Below are 22,459 nucleotides of genomic sequence, written 5' to 3'. Positions count from 1 at the left end.
TTAATTTATCATAACCAATAGGGCAAATTCTATTGTACTTCGGAGCGTTTAATCAGTTAATTGTCGAAATTGGTAACAAAGCCTGTACAAAAAAGCCGGCACCCACAAGGATACCGGCTCACAACCTAGCGAAAGATTGTATAAACCTTACACAGGCAAGCTTGGGAAAGTTACCCCAGCCATATCTCGCACAACGCGCATTACCTGGCAACTATAACCAAACTCATTGTCGTACCACACATACAAGGTCATGCGGTTGTCTGCCGCAATCGTTGCTTGAGAGTCAACGATAGATGCAGCTCGAGAGCCAACCAAATCTGTAGATACAATTTCCTTCGACGAGGTATAGTCAATTTGGTGCTGCAATTCAGAAAAGAGTGCTTTATCACGCAAAAACTCATTAATGGTGAGTTTATCGACCGGTTTACCCACATTCAGATTCAATATGGCCAACGACACGTTCGGGGTGGGTACGCGAATTGCGTTGCCCGTAAGTTTACCCGCTAACTGTGGATAGGCCTTTGATACCGCTTTCGCCGCCCCTGTTTCAGTAATTACCATATTCAACGGTGCACTGCGTCCGCGACGATCAGCTTTGTGATAATTATCAATGAGGTTTTGGTCGTTGGTGAATGAGTGTACGGTCTCAACGTGGCCACTTTCAATGCCATATTCTTCATCCAGCGCCTTCAGCACAGGTGTAATGGCATTCGTAGTACAACTAGCCGCCGACAGAATCTTGTCTTCAGGTGATATATCGCCGTGATTAACACCATGTACAATATTTTTGATATCGCCTTTACCGGGTGCGGTCAAAAGTACTTTGCTGGTTCCTTTGGCTTTTAAGTGCTGTGACAAACCGGCTTCATCACGCCACATACCCGTGTTATCAACCACAATGGCGTTGTCGATGCCATACTGAGTATAGTCAACCTCATCAGGACTGTTCGCGTAAATCACTTGAATAAAAGAGCCATTGGCTTTGAGCGCGTTTTGCTCGTGGTCAACCGTGATACTGCCATTAAATGGGCCATGAACAGAATCTCGGCGCAATAAACTCGCGCGCTTTTCAAGGTCGCCATCTTTACCACCACGCACCACGATCGCACGTAAACGCAGCTTGTTTTGTTTGCCTTGGCGCTCAATCATCAAACGAGCCAACAGACGTCCAATTCGACCGAAACCATAAAGTACAACGTCTTGTGGCGCCTGTTCATCGGCTTTGTTTGCCACCATTGCTAGTTTGTCATCTAGGTAAGCTTGCAGATCTGTTTGGTCAACCGCCGCCCCGTAATGAAAATCGAAAGCGAGTTTGCCTATATCAATTTGGGCTGGCGCTAAATTCATTTTGCTCAGCGCTTCTAAAATTGGATAGCTCTCGCGCAAACGAAGTTTGATCCCTTCGTGTAATCGTACTTTACGATGAGCTTTGATTACGTCGATCGCACTTGCATTCAACAATTCGCGACCATACACAGAGATTTCTACCGCATGATTTCGATATAATTTACCGATCAGTGGTAGCATCATTTCTGCGTATTCTTGGCGTTCTTGCCAGCTACTTTGCAATTCTTGCTCAAACGTTTGGTTCATGCTTTTGCCTTCAATGTTTCATAGGGTTTTCATTTGAGTGCGTCATGATGGGCCAAGTTAGGGTACACTAGGTGAGCATATGGCTCCTCAGACTTGTCGGGCGCCATTCTAAAAGAACAATAAGGGAACACCAAATTGTTGAAAACTTTCAGAAAATCAATTTTGAGCGGTAATAAAATGCGATTATTTGGTAATTTTTCCACAACTATTGCAAAAGCGTGTGTGTTGGGAGTAACACTCAGTCAGCTGGCAGGATGTGGTGATTGGTTTGAGCCGAGCGTAGCTGAAATCTGTAATAAAAATAGTGAGATGTGTACTGATTTAAACCCCGACAACTGGTGTCGGGCAGAAAAAGCAGAGATCATCAAACATCGATATCGATACGAAGGCGATGACGACCCTGATGCCACCTATCGCATGATGTTGCTCTGGGAAACCTACGAAACCTGTATCGTCAAAGCGTCGGGTATTCGCCACATTAAATACCGAGAAAAAGAAGGCGGTCGTATGAAAGGCGTGTTGACCGCTCAGCGAGAACTGCACAAACTTGCCTTAGCTACTCGCCAGTCTACCTATCCGCTATTAGCGTATTATCAATGGTCGCGATTTGGTCATAAGGATGCCCTTAAGCTGTTCTTAAACGCCGCTAATACAGGTAAATTAAACACCCCGGAAGAGCTTATCGCACTGGCGAGTATTCAATACAAGCAAGACTATCAGCGTACTCAAAATACCTTGTTTAAAGCCCTTTCGCTTTACCAAGATTCTGACGACATAGATAAAGAAATATTCACCAGTTTGACGACGGTAAACATAGATAAAGAAAATTACAAAATGGCTTACGTGTGGTCTGCTGTAGCGAATCATTTTGACAGCAGTGTAGACGAACAAACACAGGTTTATTTAGCCAACAAATATGCGCTACCTGTCGACTTGTTGGACGAGCTTGCAGCCGATATTGTCAGTGCACTAGAGAGTGAAGATTTTGATGCAAAGCAGTTAGGTATTGACCGTTTGTAGGCCCAAACTGAAATTTTGTTTCAACAAAAAAAGTCGTATTTTTTTTCAAAAATACGACTTTTTTCATTATAAGCAGCAGAAATGCCCATTAGCTCGGTGATAAATCAGCCGATTGAACAGGGTTAACCTTTGATGAGTGTCGCCTCGCCTTCCGGCTTGAAAGACAATGACACTGAATTAACGCAATAACGCTGCCCTGTCGGTGCAGGCCCATCGTTAAATACATGCCCCAAATGAGCTTCGCATTGCTTACAGTATATTTCTATACGCTGCATGCCGTGACTGTTATCGTGACGATAGCCCACGTTGTCATGATCAGTTTGTGAATGGAAGGAAGGCCACCCACAATGAGACTCGAACTTGGCGTCCGCACCAAACAACGGCGCTTCGCAGCATTTACACACGTACTCACCGGAACGAGCTTCGTCGAGTAATATTCCAGTAAACGGACGCTCAGTCCCCGATAAACGACAAACGCGATACTCTTCGTCAGACAGTGTCTGTTGCCAATTTTTATCCGTTGTCGTCATCGAATTCCCCTCGTTAGCCTTGTTACTTGATAGTGACAAGCGGACGCGCTGGATCACTCCATTCTACGTGATACTTTTCGTCAGCTGCTTTGTCTAAGCGCGCAAACGTGTGAGCGCCGAAGAAGTCACGCTGACCTTGTAAAAGGTTAGCCGGTAATACTGCTGTGCGATAAGCGTCAAAATAACTCAATGAAGCCATCATTGCAGGCACGGGAATACCCGCGATCGTTGCCTGCGCAACAGATTGACGCCAATCAGCTTGGTACTTAGCAATCTGCTCGACAAAATAAGGGTCAACCAACAAATTATCGAGTGAAGGATTGTTTTGATAAGCCTGAGTGATCGACTGTAAAAATACAGCACGAATAATACACCCTGCGCGCCAAATTTTGGCGATTTCGGCAAAATCAAGATCCCAGCCTTGCTCTTTTGCTGCAATATCCATCAATTGGAAGCCTTGCGCATAAGCACAAATCTTTGAGCAATACAGAGCATTTTCAAGCTGTTTGATTGCCGTTGCCTTGTCGGCATCAGACATCTCAACACGAGCTGGCCCAGCTAATTTTTCGCTGGCTTTCACGCGTTCGTCTTTGAGGCTAGACAACGAACGGGCAAACACGGCGGCTGCGATAGTTTGAGCAGGGCTGCCCACTTGCAACGCACTCACGGCCGTCCACAAGCCTGTACCTTTTTGACCCGCTTTATCCACGATGACATCAACAAGTGGCACTTTTGTCTCTGGATCTAGCTGCTCTAACACCTCAGCACTAATTTCAATCAAATAGCTGTTGAGCGGCCCTTTGTTCCAATTACGAAATACTTGAGCAATGTCAGCTGGCGCCATACCCAACGCATCACGCATAACCTGATAGGTTTCGCAAATCAATTGCATATCGGCATATTCAATACCGTTGTGTACCATTTTTACATAATGGCCAGCACCAATAGGACCAATGTAGGTTGCGCAAGGCTCCCCTTCCGTTACCGGCTGACCAGGCGTACTAGATTCGATTGGCAAACCTGTTTCAGGGTCAACTTTAGCGGCAATAGCAGTAAGAACAGGCTCAATACGAGACCACGCAGCCTTGTCGCCTGACGGCATCAGTGACGGTCCAAAACGCGCGCCCACTTCACCACCAGATACGGCTGTTGAAAAGAATATAAAGTTGTCTTTGTATTGGGCTTCTCGTTCAACCGAGTCAGTCCATAGGCTGTTACCAGTATCAATAACAACATCGTCTTTGCTAATACCTGCATCAATCAAGTTTTGACATACAATTTCAACAGGCTTACCCGCAGGCACCGAAAGAATGATAATAGAAGGGCCGTCTAGCTGCTCAAGCAAAGCTTGATATGTAGAACACGGAACGACGCGAGCGGGTTTGTCACCGCGCTCTTTTTCATCTTGAGTGACGATGGCATCAATCTTTTCCTGGTCGAGATCGAAACAAGCGATCTTGTATCCATTATCGGCTAAGTTCAGTGTTAGGTTTTTACCCATCACACCCAAACCAATAAAACCAATATCGCAAGGCTTGTTTGCCCCAACGTTGCCATCTTCTCTTTGCATGAAAGTACACCTTATTATTTGATGGTCGCGAATAATACCACTCGCTAATACAATGAAAAGTCCTTATCAGGAATTTTTTCAAAGGATGAGAATAGAATGCGAAAAAACGCGTTAAATTACCTATTTGTACGACAAATAGATAGTCATGAATGCGCCACTTACAACAGTAAGTGGCGAAAATTAGAACGAATACTCACTATATCGGAACACAGCTATACTCTGTGATGCCTGCATAAACATGTGTTGCATGCATATTTGAGGCTGGTCATCTACCGACGGGTAACGGGTGTCCAACACCAATTCCCACCCTCCTCTCGGTGACAACACGGGAATGTGGAAACGCACATCGTTCTCGCTGGCATTGAAACACAACAACCAGTGTTCTTTCTCAGTGCCCGCATCTGCAACACCACGAATTTCCAGCGCAAAAGCCTGATTGTGTTGTTCCTGCCAATCTTTTGATGCCTTATATGAACCGTCCGCCTTGTACCAATGCACCGAAGCAACATTGGGCGTTAACACAAAACTGTCGTCTTCAAGCAATAAATTAGACAACAATTGACTCTCTTGGCGCAGCGCGATCACCCGTTGACAGAATGTCAGGAAATCCTGTTTTCGTTTGTCCATTCGCCAATCGACCCAGCTCATTTCATTGTCTTGGCAATAGGCATTGTTATTGCCTTGCTGAGATCGACTTAACTCATCTCCACCTAACACATGGGGCGTGCCCTGCGATAGAATCAGCGTGGTGAACAAATTGCGCTTTTGACGTTCTCGAACGGCAATAATTTTCGTGTCTTTGGTGTCACCTTCTTCACCGTAATTCCGCGATAAGTTGTGACCATGACCATCGCGATTGTTTTCACCATTGGCCTCATTATGACGTTGTTCATAGCTAACTAAATCTTGCAACGTGAAACCGTCGTGGTAAGTAACATTGTTAACCGACGTATTCGGATGTCTACGCTTCTTCGGAAACACATCGCGCGAGCCCATCAAACGCGTGGCAAAATCAGCCGTTAACCCGTGATCACCACGCCAAAAAGCGCGCACGGTATCGCGATATTTATCGTTGCATTCTAACCAACTGATGGGAAACGCCCCTAACTGATATCCACCTGGGCCTATATCCCAAGGCTCAGCAACCAGCACCCGATGTCGCAATACTGGGTCTTGGTCGATTGCGCGAAGCAACCCCGCGTTGCTATTAAACTGTTGTGGGTCACGCCCAAGGCAAGGCGCAAGGTCAAAACGGAATCCATCAACGCCAATCACTTCTACCCAATAACGCATGGCGTCCATGATAAGGGTCATCATCACAGGCTGTGCGGTGTGGAAAGTATTGCCACATCCCGAGTGATTACTATAAGCCAACGAACCGTCAGAGGCTTGTTCCATCAAATACGCTCTAAATGGGGTCAAGCCTTTAAATGATAATATTGGGCCGCCTTTACCGCCTTCGGCAGTGTGGTTAAACACAACATCAACGATCACTTCCAGTCCTGCTTCATGAAAGCCTTCGACCATTTGAATACATTCTTCTATGGCGTCTTTCTCTGCATAGCGAGGCTCTGGCGCAAAGAAGTTTATGGGGTTGTAGCCCCAATAGTTGGTCATGCCTTTACCCGTAATGTAGGGCTCGGGCATAAAAGCCGCAATCGGCATTAGTTGCACTGTCGTTATACCTAAGTCTGTTAGGTGTTTAACAACACTGGCGTGAGACGCGCCCAGATATTTTCCTTGCTGCGCTTTTGGCACATCCGGGTGTAATTTAGTGAGACCTTTGACATGGGTTTCGTAAATAATACGCTGGTGTTTTTCTATTACCGGTCTGGGATGACGGGGTCGAGCATAGGCCGCTTCATCAACCACTACGCTTTTTGCCACCATAAATTGGCTGTCACCGTGGTATTGGCGTTCATTCCAACACAGTGGACGACTGAGCTTTTTAGCATAAGGGTCGATGAGTAGTTTATCTGTGGGTACGCTGAGTAATTGGCTTTCACCCCGCTCTACGCGATAACCATAAAGCTGACCGGGCTTCACCCCTTTCACATACGCATGCCATACATAGCCTGTTTTGGCTGGTAACACGAACTCTTCGAGGGTTTCTTCGGTATCGGAATGAAAAAGACAAAGGATAACAGCCCTCGCATCAGGACTGTACACAGAAAAATTGCAGCCATTGTCATCAATAGTAGCGCCTAGAGGATAAGGCGCACCGTTAGTAACAGTCAGGCTAGTTGACAAATTGGCTTGCGTATCCACGCAATCTCCTATTCATGAATAATGAACAGCGTTGCCAATGGTGGTAGATTCAAGACAATTGAATCTGGTTGATGATTCCATGGCTTGGCTGTTGATGAGACACGCTCAGATACAGGATAACCACTCCCCCAATACTGTTTGTCGTCAGTATTAAGCAATAAGCGATAGTTGCCGGCATCTTGCACGCCCATACGGAAGTGTTCTCTCGGCACGGGTGTCAGGTTGCAAATGACGTACACCTTTTGACGTTGATCTTTTGATTTACGCACAAAGGAAATAACACTTTGCTCTGCGTTTTCGTGATCAATCCAACCAAAACCGTCCTGACTATGGTCGAGCTCGTGTAGCGCTGGGTACTTAACATAACACTGATTCAACGCTTTATACAACGATTGCACGCCTTTGTGTTTATCATATTCCAAAAGGTGCCAATCTAAACTTGCATCATGGTTCCACTCACGAGATTGCGCAAGTTCATTACCCATAAAATTCAATTTTTTACCCGGGTGCCCATACATGAAACCCGCATACGCACGAAGATTAGCGGCTTGTTGCCATTCGTCACCCGGCATTTTACCAATTAAACTGCCTTTTCCGTGCACCACTTCATCGTGCGAAATCGGTAACACAAAATTTTCATCAAAGGCATAAACCATACTAAATGTCATTTCACCATGATGATAATGCCGGTATGCGGGGTCTTTTTGAATATAGTGCAATGAGTCATGCATCCACCCCATATTCCACTTGAACCCAAAGCCTAAACCGCCGTCAAAAACGGGGCGAGACACTTTCGGAAACGACGTGGACTCTTCCGCAATCGTCATCGCATGGGGGAAGTGTTTGTACACTTCTTCGTTCATCCAGCGCAGCAGGCTAATGGCTTCGTAATTTTCGTTACCACCGTCGACATTGGGGATCCATTCTCCGTCATTGCGGGAATAATCGAGGTATAGCATCGAAGCGACAGCATCTACGCGTAAGCCATCGATATGAAAATGCTCTAGCCAAAACAGCGCATTAGCGACCAAAAACTGTCGAACCGTTTGTTTGCCAAAGTCGTAAATGCACGAATTCCAATCAGGATGCCATCCCTTGCGCGGGTCGTCGTATTCATACACGTGGCTACCATCAAAGCGTGCCAAACCATGGCCATCTTCAGGAAAGTGTGCTGGAACCCAATCAATAATCACACCGATTCCAGCTTGGTGGCATTGATCCACAAAGTGCTTAAATTCATCAGGGTCACCGTATCGGCTCGTGGGCGCGAATAGCCCAACCGGTTGATAGCCCCAAGAGCCGTCAAATGGATACTCAGATACAGGCATGAGTTCGAGGTGTGTGTACCCCATCTCTTTCACATAAGGGATAAGGTCATCGGCCAATTCACGGTAGCTCAAATATCGCTGTTCTGCATCAGCCTCTGGACGTTTCCAAGAGCCAAGATGTACCTCATAAATTGCCATTGGCTGTTGATACACTTGTGTCTGCTCTCGCTGCATCCACGCAGCATCGTGCCACTGATACACCGAGTGGTCATAGACTTTGGATGCGTGAGACGGATATTGCTCAGCGTGAAACCCGAGCGGGTCGGCCTTATGAGGTAAATCATGGCCTTGAGCATCTTTTATTTGATACTTGTATCGTTCGCCAGCACCTAACTCTGGCACCACCAACACCCAAAACCCTAGGTCAGTCTTTTGCATGGGATGACTGCGGCCGTCCCATTGATTGAAGTCGCCGATAAGAGAAACGGCGGCTGCATTCGGCGCGTAAACTGCAAATCGCGTCGCGGCGATCGCCTCCCCTTCTGCTTCCAGCGTGATCAATTGAGCACCGCCTTGGCGATACAAATTTTGCGGTTGATGATCAATAAAATGCACAGCGTGAAACGCTTGCTCACTAAATTGATAGGGGTCTATAACCTCGTGCCATTCATTGTTAACTTGCACATTGAGAACGTAAATGCTCGCTTCGCTTAACCCTGGTACAGCGCCAGAAAAAAGACCTTCGTCAGATTGCAACGCGAGTTCAGCGAGTATTTCATCACGCCCACGCAATTTCACTTGTACACGAGACGCAGTCGGATGCCAACTGGTAACCACTGCCCCTTGTTCTGAATGGTGAGCGCCTAAAATTGAAAAAGGTGAAGCGCAGCGAGCTTCAGCTAGTTCCCATTTACTGTGCATGGTGTACTCCTACATCTTGGTAGCCACGGGAGCGTGGCTACCAGCACGACATCGAGGGGGTTACTGACTGGCTTGTTGACGGCGAGAGGTCAATTGATGTGCCAATTGCATAATTTCTTGGTCTGCAAATATCTCTTCTAGGTTGCGACTTAACTTGCGTCGCCAGTTAGGATATTCAGTAAACGTACCCGGAATATTGACTGGTTTGTCCATCTGCAACCAATCTTCTAACTGCAAGCTTAGCAGAGCACTAGAGCCTCCTGCCATATGTATTTGCATGCCATAGTTAAGATTTTTGCTCATTCCGGTATAGTTTACGTCTCTGCCCACACTGTCATCAACAGAGTGATGGCCGTGCAAAGTGTCGAGTATCGCTTGTTTATTTTCGTGGCGATCTTGATACAGCACACTGAGTATTTCATCAGTGGGATAAAGTCCAAGCTCTTTGCCCAACTCCAAATCCAGACAATGCCAAAACCCGATTAACGTTGGCATATCATGGGTTGTCAGTGTCGACATAGACTGAACCGGATAATGGCTCGGCGAGTAAAAACCGCCGTCTTCCGCTTGCTCAAAAAAGAACACGCGATAGGAGTACACGCCGTTATCCGCCAATTGTTCTCGAATTTCGTCGGGAACCGTGCCTAAATCTTCGCCAATGACTAAACTCTGGTGACGATGACTTTCCAGCGCCAAAATAGCTAGCAGATCATCAACTGGGTAATACACATATCCACCGTCTTTGGCATGGTCACCTTTCACCACCCACCACAAACGCAATAGCGCCATGACATGGTCAATACGCAGTGCACCAGACGACTCCATATTAGAAGCAAACAAATCAATAATGGGTTGATACTGCTGCTCATAAAGTTTTTTGGGGTCCATTGGAGGCAAGCCCCAATTTTGTCCCAAAGGACCAAGAATATCAGGTGGCGCTCCCACACTGGCATCGGTGCAATACAAGTCTCGATTACCCCAAATTTCTGCACTGCCTTCACTTACGCCTACCGCTAAATCGCGGTACAAACCTATTTGCATGCCCGCTGCATCAGCTTTATCGCTGGCTTGCTTTAACTGCTCTGCGGCTTGCCATTGTAGAAATTGATAAAAACGCACGCGATCGGCGTTGGCCTTAGCAAAGGCTTTTACGTCTGGCTTATGGTATTCGTTGAGTGATTCAGGGAAGACAGGCCAGCCCCAGGCAGGTTTATCTTCTACTTTTAACGACGCTTGGATAGCATCGTAAACACAAAGCATATCTAAGCTCTCTCCGCCTGCTTCAACAAATTGTTCGAATGCGGCTTTTTCAGGAGTGTCCGCGACAAAGTATTGTTGCGAGTACACTTCAAACACCGCGTTGAGTGCGGCTAACTTAAGTTCAGCTACGGTGGCGTAATCTACGTACTCAACCGCGCGGGCGTGCTGTAACTTTTGTTGAAACTCGTCGGCGTTTACTACGGCTTGTACAGATTTAGCGTTAAAACCCGCGATGTTGGCAACGTCAATGTACAAATAATTCAACCAGCGACGCGACGAAGGGCCATAAGGGCTACATGTATCTGCATTAGCAGGATACAAGGCGTGAATAGGGTTCAAGCCAATGAAATCAGCACCTTCTGCGGCGGCTTTCTCTACCAGTAAACTCAAATCGGAGAAGTCACCAATTCCCCAGTTGTTTTCACTGCGTACGCAGTATAACTGAACACTGAGACCCCAGATTTTTTTACCTTGGGCAATAGTCTCTGGAATATAACAAGCTTTAGGCGCAACAATGAGCCGCGAAGAAGCCAATGGCTTCTTACCTCTAGCTTTAGTGAGCACCAAGTCGTGATAGCCTAACTCAAGTTCAAAAGGCAGTGTAATTAGGTATTCCTGAAACTCAACACCCTCGAGTTCACCCGCATTCACTAGGTTTTCATCAACTGGCACGAAAGTGTGCTTAAACACCTCGTTTTGCTCAGTTGTAACCGTTAACGCAAACTTGTCGTTTGCTAGTTCAATCGGTAAACGCAAGGCAATGTGTTGTTCATCGCCAGTGCGAAACACACTCACTGGATCGAGTTTAGATACCCAAAAGTGCTCTGCTTCTACGGCAAGTTGAGCTGCCATTGCAGCCTCGTTGCTCGTGTCGTAGCCCAACACTTCAAGTAGTTTCGCTTTACTTGTTTCTGCAATTGTCGCTGGCTTGCCCCACGCGTCAACGTAGTGAGTTTCGATGCCTCGCATTTCCACAAGCTTTTGCAGCACGTTATTCGTCATTCACTGGTTCCTGCTTATTAAATAGTTGCAAATGAGATCGTCATTCGCCTGTAACCGAACAAATTTTTAACATTATTGTTTAACTATCGACTTTGCGAAACTGAATACGTTTGCAATAGACGTTTTTTGTAATTTTGCAACATAAAGTGGATTAAGCTTTGCCAATTATGCCATTTTGATCCATACTTTACGTAATATTTTTTCATTTCTATCACACACAACACGATTACGAGGCATGTTATGACAATTCGCATCGGTATCAACGGCTTTGGACGTATCGGCCGACTGGTAATGCGCGCTGCAGCAACTCGCTCAGACCTAGAAGTGGTTGCTATCAATGACCTGTTAGACCCAGATTATATTGCATATTTGTTAAAGTACGATTCAACTCACGGCACCTTTGATGCTGATATCAAAGTTGACAACGGAGCGTTGATCGTAGACGGCAAAACCATTCGTGTCACTTCTGAGCGCGACCCTGCTAACTTAAAATGGAACGAAGTTGACGTAGACGTAGTTGTTGAATCAACTGGCTTGTTCCTAACTAAAGAAACAGCAAGCAAGCACCTTGAAGCTGGTGCGAAAAAAGTCGTCATGTCTGCTCCATCTAAAGACGACACACCAATGTTCGTTATGGGTGTGAACCACGATAGCTACGAAGGTCAAACCATCGTATCTAACGCGTCATGTACCACTAACTGTCTTGCACCACTGGCGAAAGTACTAAACGACAACTTCGGTATCGTTGATGGCTTGATGACCACTGTTCACGCAACAACTGCAACACAGAAAACCGTTGACGGTCCATCTGTTAAAGATTGGCGTGGTGGTCGTGGTGCTGGCCAGAATATCATTCCTTCATCAACAGGCGCGGCTAAAGCAGTGGGTAAAGTTATCCCTGCCCTAAACGGCAAGTTGACAGGTATGGCTTTCCGCGTACCTACGCCAAACGTTTCTGTTGTTGACCTAACAGTTAACCTAGCAAAACCTGCTAAGTACGAAGAAATTTGTGCAGCAATGAAAGCTGCGTCTGAAGGCGAGCTTAAAGGCATTTTAGGTTACACTGAAGATGCGGTTGTTTCTAATGACTTTATTGGCGAATCAAAGACCAGCATCTTTGATGCTACCGCTGGTATCGCACTCACTGACACCTTCATTAAAGTTGTGTCTTGGTACGATAACGAGTGGGGCTACTCAAATAAAGTATTGGATCTGGTACAACATATCAGTAAATAATACGTTTAGCACATCAGTATTATTATAAGGTGCACAAAAGTGCACCTTTTTTTTATCTGTAAGGTCGATACTGTGTGATTATTCAGGGAGATACTATGACCTTTCCTTCATCAATTACCAAATACCAAAAAGAAGGCATTGAAGTCCTTCTTATTGACAATGAAAAAGCGACCTGTGAAATCAGTTTGTTTGGCGCGCATGTCTTATCTTTCAAACCTAAAAAAGACAACCGAGAGCGTCTCTGGGTAAGCCCTCATGCCATTTTAACAGGGAAGAAACCCATTCGAGGGGGTATTCCGTTGTGTTGGCCGTGGTTCAGTGATGATCACGGTCAGGAAAAAGGCGCTTTGCCCTCTCACGGCTTTTTACGCACGCAAACATGGACAATCGGGGCTGCGACAGAGAACCAGGGTACAACAGCAATTACCCTGCACCCAGAAACCAGCAAAGGCGACGGTTTTGAGTACGACACCGACGTTAGTCTCACGTTGCTGGTTGGCGATACGTTAAGTGTGTCGTTAGAAACCACAAACCTCGGAGACGCCCCAATAACCTTTAACAGTGCTCTTCATACTTATTTTAACGTGGCAGATATCCATCACACTACCCTCATTGGCGTAGATGGCCCCTATAAAGATAAGCTTGATCGTTGGTTAGAAAAGTCAGCCCCTGTGCCTTATACATTCCATACAGAGACTGATCGCATTCACCAATGTGCGCCTGCGCGCGTTGAAATTGAGCAGGCAGAGGGTAAAACTGTCGTTGATTCTCTTGGACATGACAGCATGGTGGTATGGAACCCTTGGCAAAGTGCGGCGAACATTGCAGATATGGACCCATTTGGCTATCGACATATGCTGTGTGTTGAAACTGCTATCACGAATGGTTGTACGCTTGAGCCTAAAGCCACACACACGCTTACCCAAGTCATAGGTTAGAGCACCACACCATACGACACAAAAAAAGCCGGTAACGTGAGCCCACACAGTGAGCACATTTACCGGCTTTTTAGCAAGCGAGGTTAACTGGCTTTATTTTACGCCAGCAACTGCCTCTTTCGCTAATTGCGTGATGCGGTCCCAATCGCCCGCAGCAATGGCATCATCTGGTGCCAACCATGAACCACCCACACAACGCACACTGTTAAGCGCTAGATAGTCATTGTAGTTAGCTGGGCTAATGCCGCCTGTAGGACAAAATACGGTATCAGGGAAAGGACCACTGATCGATTTAATCGCTTTTACGCCGCCAGAAGCTTCAGCAGGGAAGAACTTAAGGTGCGTATAACCTGCGTCTTTCGCTTTCATCAGATCAGAGATTGAAGAAATACCTGGAATTAGCGGAATGTCAGCCTCTGCGCCTGCTTTCAACAAGTCATCGGTCATACCAGGACTGATAGCAAATTTAGCACCCGCTTCGATCACAGCTTTTAACTGCTGTGCGTTGGTTACTGTACCTGCGCCAATTAACGCGTCAGGCACTTCTTGAGCAATCTTCTTAATTACGTCTAAAGCAACTGGAGTACGTAAGGTCACTTCCAATACCTTGATACCGCCAGCCATTAAGGCTTTAGCTAAAGGAACAGCAGCGTCTAAATCGTCTATTACAAGTACGGGTACTACTGGACCTGCAGCAAAAATTTCGGCGGGTGAATATTTCCAATTCGTCATGTTTTAACTCGCAGTCTGTTGTTTCAAATACGCTGCAGCCCCTAATAATCCGTGATCAGGCTCAGCGATTAAATAAGTTGGGATATCTTTTACGTAGTGTTTCATTCGGCCTTTCGCATCGAAACGCGCTCTAAAATCACTGTGCAACAAGAAATCAGTAAAACGGCTGGCGATGCCACCACCCACAAAAACACCACCCGTTGTGGCAAGGTTGAGTGCTAAATTACCAGCAAAACTACCCATTATGCGGCAGAACTGATTTAGCGCAGCAACACAGATTTCGCACTCTCCTGATAACGCATTCGCGGTAATATCAGCAGGGTCAGAAAACTTAACTGCTTGGCCCGCGTGTTCACTCAAAGCCAAGTAAATATTAAGTAAGCCACGGCCACTCATCACATCTTCGGCAGAAGCGCGATCATGGTGCTTTTGCAGGTAACGCCAAATCACAATTTCAGTTTCATCAACTGGGGCAAAGTCAACATGCCCACCCTCACCATCGAGGGTTTGCCAGCCTTTGTCTGTGATTGTCATGTGTTCAACGCCTAGGCCTGTACCTGGGCCAAACACAACAACATTACCGCCTTCTTGGCTAGTTCCATGACCAATTTGAATTAATTGATCGTCCTTTAACACAGGGAGTGAGTGCGCCACCGCAGTGAAATCGTTGATGACGTATAAGCTTTCTAGCTTCAATTGTTCTTTTAATGCTTGTTGCGAAAATGCCCAACTGTGGTTGGTCATTGACACTTCGTCGCCCGTTACCGGACAAGCAATAGCAATGCAGCCAGCAGTGAAAGACTTTACAGCGCTATCGCGAAAGTATTGTAAAAGCGCAAGGTCAATGCTGGCGTAATCCGCACACAAATATTTGCGAATATCAGACAATCCATCTTCAGTAATTGTGGCTACACGGATGTTCGTGCCGCCAACATCTGCAACGAAGTATGCACTCATGCACTATGCTCCTGCGTATAAAATAACGTACACGCACCTTCTTCAGCGCCCGTAATCACACCGCGCATGCCACCAAACATTTCTCGGCCCATGCCGTTTTGATGTTGGCTAAGATTGGCAACAGCAGCTTCTCGAGAATCTAGCTCTGCGTCATCTACCCACAGTTTTAACGACCCGGTTGACGTGTCTAGCTCGACAATGTCACCCGTTTTTACTTTGGCTAGTAGACCGCCTTTATAGGCTTCCGGTGTTACGTGAATAGCAGCCGGTACACGACCAGATGCCCCTGACATTCGACCGTCGGTAACGAGCGCCACTTTGTATCCACGATCTTGTAATACACCTAGAGGTGGCGTTAATCGATGCAGTTCCGGCATACCAACAGCGGCCGGCCCTTGGAAGCGCACAACAACGATACAATCCTTGTCTAGCTCACCTGACTTAAACGCTACGTCAAGCTCAAACTGGTCTTCAAATACAACCGCGGGCGCTTTAATGTGACAATTAGGCTCAGGAAGAGATGATGTTTTGATCACTGCACGACCTAAGTTGCCATTGAGTACACTCAGGCCACCATCTGGTTTAAACGGTGTCGCAACACTGGCAACGACTTCTTTGTCGAGTGATTCTGTTGGACCATCGCGCCACTCCAACTCGCCGTCGCGTAGTACGGGTTCTTTGGTATAGCGCTCAAGGCCGTCACCACAAATCGTTTTAACGTCGTTGTGCACCAAACCTGCATCTAACAACTCTTTGAACAACAACGACATACCGCCTGCAGCGACAAAATGGTTAATATCAGCAGAGCCATTAGGGTAAATACGCGTAAGTAAAGGAACGGCGTTTGAAATATCTGAGAAATCGTCCCAAGTCACGATGTAACCAGCCGCTCTAGCCACCGCAATTAAGTGCATAGTGTGGTTAGTAGAACCACCTGTAGCGAGTAACGCTACCAAGCCATTTACTATTGATTTAGCGTCAACCACATGACCAATTGGCGTATAGTTGTCACCCAAATCGGTTAAACGTGTGGCTTGAACCGCCGCAGCCTTGGTCAATGCGTCTCGAAGCTCAGTACCGGGGTTAACAAACGAAGAACCCGGTAAGTGTAGGCCCATGACTTCAACAACAAGTTGGTTACTGTTAGCAGTACCGTAGAAAGTACATGTACCCGCAGAGTGATAAGACTGTGATTCTGCTTCTAACAGCTCTTTGCGCCCTACTTTTCCTTGCGCATACTCTTGACGCACACGGGCTTTTTCTTTGTTAGGCAAGCCAGAAGGCATAGGTCCAGCAGGAACAAAAACAGTGGGCAAATGGCCGAAACTCAAAGAGCCAATCAGTAATCCGGGGACAATTTTGTCACAGATACCGAGCATTAGCGCACTATCAAACATATTGTGTGACAAGCCAACCGCGGTGCTCATGGCGATAACATCACGACTCAATAAGCTCAAGTCCATACCTGGCGTACCTTGCGTTACACCGTCACACATTGCAGGTACACCGCCAGCAAACTGTGCAACACTGCCAACTTCACGTACCGCTTGTCGAATAATGTCAGGGTAAGTTTCGTAAGGTTGGTGCGCTGACAACATATCGTTGTAGGCTGAAATAATCGCCACATTCGCTTTGGTCATGCTGCGCAAGTCAGCTTTGTCTTCGCTTCCGCACGCCGCAAAACCATGCGCCAAGTTACCGCATGACAACACACCTCGGTGTGGCCCTTGGGCACGCGCACTCTCTATTTTATCAAGGTATGCCTTACGGGTGTCACGACTGCGCTCAATAATACGCTGAGTAACTTCTTGTATCTGTGAATTCATCTTGGCCTCCTAGGGTGCCCACATCAGTGTAACCGGCGCTCGGTTAATCACTGCTGTAATCGGCTTCTCTGTCTCTGCGGCATTGGCCACCGCATCGTCGAGTACCTGCATCTTCTTTTCGCCTGTTAGGTGCAGGAAAATATTTTTACTGTTTAACAACGCAGGCAATGTCAAAGACATGCGTTGATGGGGCGCAGTAGTGGGTTGAGTAGCGATACACGTGCGCCCGCTTTCCATATCCAATCCCGCAACTAATTGCGCTGAACAAGGAAATAAAGAGGCTGTGTGCCCGTCTTCGCCCATCCCAAGAATGAGCGCGTCAAATGGCTGCGCCATCCCAGCAATTAAGGCTTCTACTTCTTCGACTGCGTTTTCGGCGTTGTCTTGTGGGGTTTTCATGACAACAAAATTCGCGGCCGCTGCCTTATTTTGGATCAAATGTGTTTTCACTAACTTGGTGTTACTTGCATCGTCGGTTTCGTCAACCCAACGCTCATCAGCAAGCGTAACATCCACTTTAGCCCACTCTACATCTGCATTGCTCAGTTGTTGGAACAAAGCAACCGGTGTACGGCCGCCGCTTACAACTAAACTTGCACGTCCGTTTTCCGCTATCCCGTTTTCAAGGATTGCGACTAACTTTTCAGCAAATGCAGACGTCAACGCGTCTGCATTTTCATAAATAGATTTGATGAGTGCCATCAGTTACTTCTTCTTCGTTGTACGACTTTCATACCAGCTACGGTCAGCGCGCGCCAGCAAACCAATAGAGTCGACTGGACCCCAAGTACCTGCCTGGTAAGGCTCAGGTGCTTCATTGGTGGCTTTCCATGCTTCGAGAATTGAGTCTACCCAAGTCCATGCTTGTTCAATTTCATCGCGACGTACGAACAACGCTTGGTTACCCAACATCACTTCTAGCAACAACTTCTCGTATGCATCTGGAATACGCTCTTCGTTAAACGCTTCAGAGAAACTCAAGTTAAGCTTAGATTTCTGCAAGTCCATTGAACCAGAGCTGGTTAAACCTGGTACTTTGTTCATTACGGTAACTTCTACGCCTTCATCAGGCTGTAGGCGAATAACCAATTTATTTGGTGGCAAGTTTTTAAAGCTGTCGCCGAATAAGTTATGCGGCTGACGCTTGAAGTAGATTACCACTTCACTCACTTTGGTTGGCAAACGCTTACCGGTGCGAAGATAGAAAGGCACACCCGCCCAACGCCAGTTATCGATATCTGCACGTATAGAAACAAACGTTTCTGTTTTACTACGCGTGTTCGCATCTTCTTCTTCGAGGTATCCAGGCACTTCTTTGCCCTTCACGAATCCAGACGTGTATTGACCGCGCACTGTTTTCTCAGCGATATTACTTGAGTTAATTGGGCGCAGAGCACGCAATACTTTCAGCTTTTCGTCTCGAATAGAGTCGGCATTCAGGTTTGCAGGCGGTTCCATTGCTACCAAACTCAAAATTTGTAGCAAGTGGTTTTGAACCATGTCGCGCATTTGACCTGCATCGTCAAAATAGCCCCAACGCCCTTCAATACCTACAGACTCTGCAACCGTAATTTGCACGTGGTCGATGCAGTTGTGATCCCAGTTAGTTGCGAAAATAGAGTTAGCGAAACGCAACGCAATTAGGTTGAGAACCGTCTCTTTACCTAAATAGTGGTCAATACGATAAATTTGGCTCTCGTGGAAGTACTCAGCAACTTGGTTATTGATCACCATAGACGACTGCAAGTCGTGACCGATTGGTTTTTCAAGTACCAAACGCACGCTTGAATCAATAATGTTGCAACTGTGCAAGCCACGACAAATGTCACCATAAATAGAGGGAGGCGTAGCTAAGTAGCACACCATAGTGCGGTCAGGATTAACCGCTTGCTCTAATACAGCGTAGCTGCTTTGGTCTTTCATATCGATTTGCGCATACTTAAGGCGAGCAGATAAACGCTCCCATGTAGCTTCGCAAATTGTCTCGCCGGCAAACTCTTCCAAGTTACCGCGCACTTCAGTGACATATTCTTCGTCACTCAATGCTTGACGAGCAACACCAATAATTTGTGTGTCTGCATGAATCAGTTCAGCTTTTTCTAACTGATAAAGAGAGGGTAAAAGTTTGCGTCGAGACAGATCCCCCTTGGTTCCGAATAGTACGAAATCACAGGGTTCAAAAGAATTGTCCATTACCATTTTTGTCGACCTTCTTAGCTTATAGGTAGCTGGTGTATGGATTGAGTTGAGGCATCAACACCAAATCCGGCCTTGTTGTTACCAATAGTTAACAACAAATGTAGTAAAATTACAACTTCTGTATGCCCTATATTTGCTATTCATGAGGCTAATTTACACCCCAGACGAATATGACGGGCATATGTCAAAAAATTACATTTTTCTTGTTACTTGCGTCACTTTAAGTAGTATATTTACCGAGCGGTACCCTCAGTAATTTAGAAAACACTATTATCTCTATGAATATACTTGAAAAAATAACGCAAAATAAAACAGCATTCAGCAAATCAGAACGTAAAGTTGCGGAAGTCATTCTCGCAAATCCTCAGACTGCGATCCATTCGAGTATAGCAACCTTGGCGAAAATGTCGGATGTCAGTGAACCCACGGTGAATCGTTTCTGCCGACGGTTAGACACGAAAGGCTTTCCTGACTTCAAATTGCACTTAGCGCAAAGCCTTGCAAATGGTACGCCTTACGTTAACCGGCATGTGGATGAAAGCGACGGTCCAGAGGAATACACAAACAAAATTTTCGAATCGACCATGGCCTCACTGGAAGTGGCACGCCAATCGATTTGTGTAACCTCAGTCAATCGCGTAGTCGATCTATTAACACAGGCTCAACGCATTTCATTTTTTGGCTTAGGCGCATCGGCTTCAGTTGCTCACGATGCTTTGAATAAGTTCTTTAGATTCAACGTTCCCGTTGTGTATTTTGAAGATATTCTAATGCAACGTATGAGCTGTATGAACTGTGGTTCTGGCGATGTAGTGGTGCTGATTTCTCATACCGGGCGTACCAAAAGTTTGGTCGAAATTGCACAAATTGCGCGTGGTAACGACGCCACTGTCGTCGGCATTACGTCTGCAGACAGCCCCTTGTCTCGTGAATGCAACTACGTGTTGTCGCTAGAAGTACCGGAAGATACCGACATGTACATGCCAATGGCGTCGCGTATCGCGCAATTGACCTTGATCGATATTCTCGCCACAGGGTTTACATTGAGACGAGGCAACAAGTTCCGCGAAAACCTCAAGCGCGTTAAAGACACGCTCAGAGGCTCGCGTTTTGAAAAACGCGGCGATTAATTAAAAATCTCTATACGTTGGCTGCAAATTAGGCAGCCAACCCGCCCAACTGGTCTGAACAGTTAAAAAACTCACACGGCTTCTCACTCCAATTTGTATGACAATTCGTTGTAAACTTTCAAAATTACCACAGTGACTTTCACTGTACTCACCCACATAAATCAAGGTCTATAGCGACATAGGCTAATTTTTACGGTAAATATTATGTTAAAATTAGTTTGCCTTAACGTAAGGTTTCAAAAAAAATTACAGTTTAGCTTCGCCATTATTTTTTAATCGGGCATTCACAATTTTGTCAATTTAGACTAGTATTTTGTAATAAAATTACGAAACGTAATTACAAGCAAAAATATTGTTATATAAATGCCATTTTGGCGACAAAACTCCTCTACCTGATTAAGCGACAATCATTATGACACGACGAACTAAAATTTTGGCGACACTGGGGCCAGCAACCGACTCACTAGAACGGATTGAAGCAATCATCCGCGCTGGTGCAAACGTAGTGCGAATGAACTTTTCACATGGTCAAGCTGAAGACCATATCGAACGCGCTAAGCGCGTACGCCAAGCAGCAAAGAACGCAGGAAAGTACGTAGCCATTTTAGGCGATTTGCAAGGCCCTAAAATTCGCGTTGCGCGTTTTCAAGACAACGCAGTGCATCTTGATGTTGGCGCTCCTTTTACTCTAGACGCGGAACTTGACCGTGACGCGGGTGACACAACTCAGGTAGGTATCGATTACAAAGCGTTGCCTGACGACGTAGCTGAAGGCGATATTCTGTTGTTAGACGACGGTCGTATTCAACTACAGGTAACAGGTGTTGAAGGCCGTAAAGTACTAACGAAAGTGACTGTTGGCGGCAAATTGTCGAACAACAAAGGAATTAACCGCTTAGGTGGTGGCCTTTCAGCCGAAGCGCTGACTGAAAAAGACAAGCGCGACATCATTACTGCTGCTGAAATTGGCGTAGACTATTTAGCTGTGTCTTTCCCTCGCAGTGGCGCCGACCTTGACTACGCTCGTGAACTGGCTGTTGCCGCTGGTTGCCATGCCAAGATTTGTGCAAAAGTAGAGCGTGCGGAAGCGGTAGCAACTGACGACGCGATCGACGATATCATCAGAGCTTCTGATGCAGTAATGGTAGCACGTGGTGACCTTGGCGTAGAGATCGGCGATGCCGAGCTAGTTGGCGTACAGAAGAAGTTGATTGCACGCTCTCGTCAGCTAAACCGTGTTGTTATTACAGCAACACAAATGATGGAGTCGATGATCGACAGCCCAATGCCAACTCGTGCCGAAGTAATGGACGTGGCAAACGCCGTATTAGACGGTACTGATGCGGTAATGCTGTCAGCAGAAACAGCAGCAGGTAACTTCCCAGTTGAAACCGTTGCAGCAATGGCGCGCGTATGTGAAGGTGCAGAAACTCACCCAAGCATTAAAATGTCGAAGCACCGTATGGACGATTTATTCTCGTCTGTCAGTGAAACGGTTGCATTGTCTGCTGTTTATGCGGCTAACCACTTGCCAGGTGTTAAAGCGATTGTTGGTTTAACAGAGAGCGGTAACACTCCACAATTGATGTCTCGTATTACTACCTCGTTGCCTATTATCGCCCTATCACGCCATGAAGATACGCTAAACTCTATGGCGCTATACCGCGGTGTTAAGCCTATCTACTTTGATTCTCAAAACGTTGCGGCCGGCGAGCTGAAAAACGATGTCATCGCGACGTTGAAAGAGCATAATCAAGTTGAATCTGGCGACATCATTATTTTGACTCACGGTGAGCGCATGGAAACAATCGGTGCGACTAACTCATTTAAAATTGTAGAAGTCGAATAAGCAAACGGTATTTGCTCACGCTTTATGAAAAGGCCCATATGATATGGGCCTCAGACTGTTGAAAAAGCCCTAGACGAAAGTCTGGGGCTTTGATCTAATAGGCATAGTGAAATTCGGAGTGTTCACCATGCTAACCCCAAAATCCCCACAACAATACGAG

At 46.3% G+C, this 22,459-nt stretch carries 16 protein-coding genes; 5 read left to right on the top strand and 11 right to left on the bottom strand.

The window, feature by feature from the left end; genetic code table 11:
• Positions 1–147: 147 nt before the first annotated feature.
• The gene (locus ACXAH6_RS09600) at positions 148–1,593 is read right to left on the bottom strand and encodes a glyceraldehyde-3-phosphate dehydrogenase (RefSeq protein WP_474876446.1); all 1,446 of its coding nucleotides are present in this window, start codon (positions 1,591–1,593) and stop codon (positions 148–150) included.
• Between the two features lie 177 nt (positions 1,594–1,770).
• Here ACXAH6_RS09600 and ACXAH6_RS09595 point away from each other — a divergent pair, with 177 nt between their 5' ends.
• Positions 1,771–2,613 (top strand): DUF2989 domain-containing protein, encoded by an 843-nt coding sequence (locus tag ACXAH6_RS09595; protein WP_474876445.1) that lies wholly within the window; start codon positions 1,771–1,773, stop codon positions 2,611–2,613.
• A gap of 122 nt (positions 2,614–2,735) precedes the next feature.
• On the opposite strand, the gene msrB is transcribed toward ACXAH6_RS09595, so the two are convergent.
• The 5 genes from msrB to malQ all read right to left on the bottom strand — a co-directional run bounded on the left by msrB (position 2,736) and on the right by malQ (position 11,432).
• Positions 2,736–3,143, bottom strand: a complete 408-nt coding sequence (msrB, locus tag ACXAH6_RS09590) for a peptide-methionine (R)-S-oxide reductase MsrB (RefSeq protein WP_474876444.1) — start codon at positions 3,141–3,143, stop codon at positions 2,736–2,738.
• A gap of 22 nt (positions 3,144–3,165) precedes the next feature.
• The gene (gene gndA / locus ACXAH6_RS09585; RefSeq protein WP_474876443.1) at positions 3,166–4,713 is read right to left on the bottom strand and encodes an NADP-dependent phosphogluconate dehydrogenase; all 1,548 of its coding nucleotides are present in this window, start codon (positions 4,711–4,713) and stop codon (positions 3,166–3,168) included.
• 180 nt (positions 4,714–4,893) lie between these two features.
• Complete coding sequence (gene glgX, locus ACXAH6_RS09580) at positions 4,894–6,981, bottom strand: glycogen debranching protein GlgX (protein WP_474876442.1); 2,088 nt, start codon at positions 6,979–6,981, stop codon at positions 4,894–4,896.
• 8 nt (positions 6,982–6,989) lie between these two features.
• Complete coding sequence (glgB, locus tag ACXAH6_RS09575) at positions 6,990–9,170, bottom strand: 1,4-alpha-glucan branching protein GlgB (protein ID WP_474876441.1); 2,181 nt, start codon at positions 9,168–9,170, stop codon at positions 6,990–6,992.
• 60 nt (positions 9,171–9,230) lie between these two features.
• Complete coding sequence (gene malQ, locus ACXAH6_RS09570; RefSeq protein ID WP_474876440.1) at positions 9,231–11,432, bottom strand: 4-alpha-glucanotransferase; 2,202 nt, start codon at positions 11,430–11,432, stop codon at positions 9,231–9,233.
• Positions 11,433–11,672: 240 nt separating this feature from the next.
• Between malQ and gap the strand changes: the two genes are divergently transcribed.
• Positions 11,673–12,668 carry a type I glyceraldehyde-3-phosphate dehydrogenase gene (gene gap, locus ACXAH6_RS09565; RefSeq protein ID WP_474876439.1) on the top strand — a complete coding sequence of 332 codons (996 nt, stop codon included), beginning with the start codon at positions 11,673–11,675 and terminating at the stop codon, positions 12,666–12,668.
• 95 nt (positions 12,669–12,763) lie between these two features.
• Positions 12,764–13,606 carry a D-hexose-6-phosphate mutarotase gene (locus tag ACXAH6_RS09560; RefSeq protein WP_474876438.1) on the top strand — a complete coding sequence of 281 codons (843 nt, stop codon included), beginning with the start codon at positions 12,764–12,766 and terminating at the stop codon, positions 13,604–13,606.
• A 93-nt stretch (positions 13,607–13,699) separates the two neighbouring features.
• Here the strand turns inward: ACXAH6_RS09560 and ACXAH6_RS09555 are convergent, their stop codons facing one another.
• The 5 genes from ACXAH6_RS09555 to zwf are packed head-to-tail and all read right to left on the bottom strand — an operon-like array spanning position 13,700 to position 19,320.
• Complete coding sequence (locus ACXAH6_RS09555; protein ID WP_474876437.1) at positions 13,700–14,338, bottom strand: bifunctional 4-hydroxy-2-oxoglutarate aldolase/2-dehydro-3-deoxy-phosphogluconate aldolase; 639 nt, start codon at positions 14,336–14,338, stop codon at positions 13,700–13,702.
• Positions 14,339–14,341: 3 nt separating this feature from the next.
• Entirely contained in the window at positions 14,342–15,295 is a 954-nt protein-coding gene (locus ACXAH6_RS09550) for a glucokinase (protein WP_474876436.1), read from the bottom strand.
• Positions 15,292–17,121 (bottom strand): phosphogluconate dehydratase, encoded by a 1,830-nt coding sequence (gene edd / locus ACXAH6_RS09545; protein WP_474876435.1) that lies wholly within the window; start codon positions 17,119–17,121, stop codon positions 15,292–15,294. Before edd ends, ACXAH6_RS09550 begins: the two co-directional genes overlap by 4 nt.
• 9 nt (positions 17,122–17,130) lie before the next feature.
• Complete coding sequence (gene pgl, locus ACXAH6_RS09540; RefSeq protein ID WP_474876434.1) at positions 17,131–17,823, bottom strand: 6-phosphogluconolactonase; 693 nt, start codon at positions 17,821–17,823, stop codon at positions 17,131–17,133.
• 3 nt (positions 17,824–17,826) lie between these two features.
• Positions 17,827–19,320, bottom strand: coding sequence for a glucose-6-phosphate dehydrogenase (zwf, locus tag ACXAH6_RS09535; RefSeq protein WP_474876433.1), 1,494 nt, complete (start codon positions 19,318–19,320; stop codon positions 17,827–17,829).
• Positions 19,321–19,598: 278 nt separating this feature from the next.
• Between zwf and ACXAH6_RS09530 the strand changes: the two genes are divergently transcribed.
• The gene (locus tag ACXAH6_RS09530) at positions 19,599–20,450 is read left to right on the top strand and encodes a MurR/RpiR family transcriptional regulator (protein WP_474876432.1); all 852 of its coding nucleotides are present in this window, start codon (positions 19,599–19,601) and stop codon (positions 20,448–20,450) included.
• Positions 20,451–20,862: 412 nt separating this feature from the next.
• Positions 20,863–22,299 carry a pyruvate kinase gene (pyk, locus tag ACXAH6_RS09525; RefSeq protein ID WP_474876431.1) on the top strand — a complete coding sequence of 479 codons (1,437 nt, stop codon included), beginning with the start codon at positions 20,863–20,865 and terminating at the stop codon, positions 22,297–22,299.
• The last annotated feature ends 160 nt before the right edge of the window (positions 22,300–22,459 follow it).

It is taken from the genome of Alteromonas sp. ABE4_545 (assembly GCF_056161325.1).
This window is presented reverse-complemented; position numbering and strand designations above follow the sequence as displayed.

Excerpts from the sequence above, each read along its gene's own strand:
- gap (WP_474876439.1), top strand. The coding sequence starts at position 11,673 with ATGACAATTCGCATCGGTATCAACGGCTTTGGACGTATCGGCCGACTG.
- ACXAH6_RS09550 (WP_474876436.1), bottom strand. The coding sequence starts at position 15,295 with ATGAGTGCATACTTCGTTGCAGATGTTGGCGGCACGAACATCCGTGTA.
- zwf (WP_474876433.1), bottom strand. The coding sequence starts at position 19,320 with ATGGTAATGGACAATTCTTTTGAACCCTGTGATTTCGTACTATTCGGA.
- pgl (WP_474876434.1), bottom strand. The coding sequence starts at position 17,823 with ATGGCACTCATCAAATCTATTTATGAAAATGCAGACGCGTTGACGTCT.
- edd (WP_474876435.1), bottom strand. The coding sequence starts at position 17,121 with ATGAATTCACAGATACAAGAAGTTACTCAGCGTATTATTGAGCGCAGT.
- msrB (WP_474876444.1), bottom strand. The coding sequence starts at position 3,143 with ATGACGACAACGGATAAAAATTGGCAACAGACACTGTCTGACGAAGAG.
- gndA (WP_474876443.1), bottom strand. The coding sequence starts at position 4,713 with ATGCAAAGAGAAGATGGCAACGTTGGGGCAAACAAGCCTTGCGATATT.
- glgB (WP_474876441.1), bottom strand. The coding sequence starts at position 9,170 with ATGCACAGTAAATGGGAACTAGCTGAAGCTCGCTGCGCTTCACCTTTT.
- pyk (WP_474876431.1), top strand. The coding sequence starts at position 20,863 with ATGACACGACGAACTAAAATTTTGGCGACACTGGGGCCAGCAACCGAC.
- malQ (WP_474876440.1), bottom strand. The coding sequence starts at position 11,432 with ATGACGAATAACGTGCTGCAAAAGCTTGTGGAAATGCGAGGCATCGAA.
- ACXAH6_RS09595 (WP_474876445.1), top strand. The coding sequence starts at position 1,771 with ATGCGATTATTTGGTAATTTTTCCACAACTATTGCAAAAGCGTGTGTG.
- ACXAH6_RS09555 (WP_474876437.1), bottom strand. The coding sequence starts at position 14,338 with ATGACGAATTGGAAATATTCACCCGCCGAAATTTTTGCTGCAGGTCCA.
- ACXAH6_RS09560 (WP_474876438.1), top strand. The coding sequence starts at position 12,764 with ATGACCTTTCCTTCATCAATTACCAAATACCAAAAAGAAGGCATTGAA.
- ACXAH6_RS09600 (WP_474876446.1), bottom strand. The coding sequence starts at position 1,593 with ATGAACCAAACGTTTGAGCAAGAATTGCAAAGTAGCTGGCAAGAACGC.
- ACXAH6_RS09530 (WP_474876432.1), top strand. The coding sequence starts at position 19,599 with ATGAATATACTTGAAAAAATAACGCAAAATAAAACAGCATTCAGCAAA.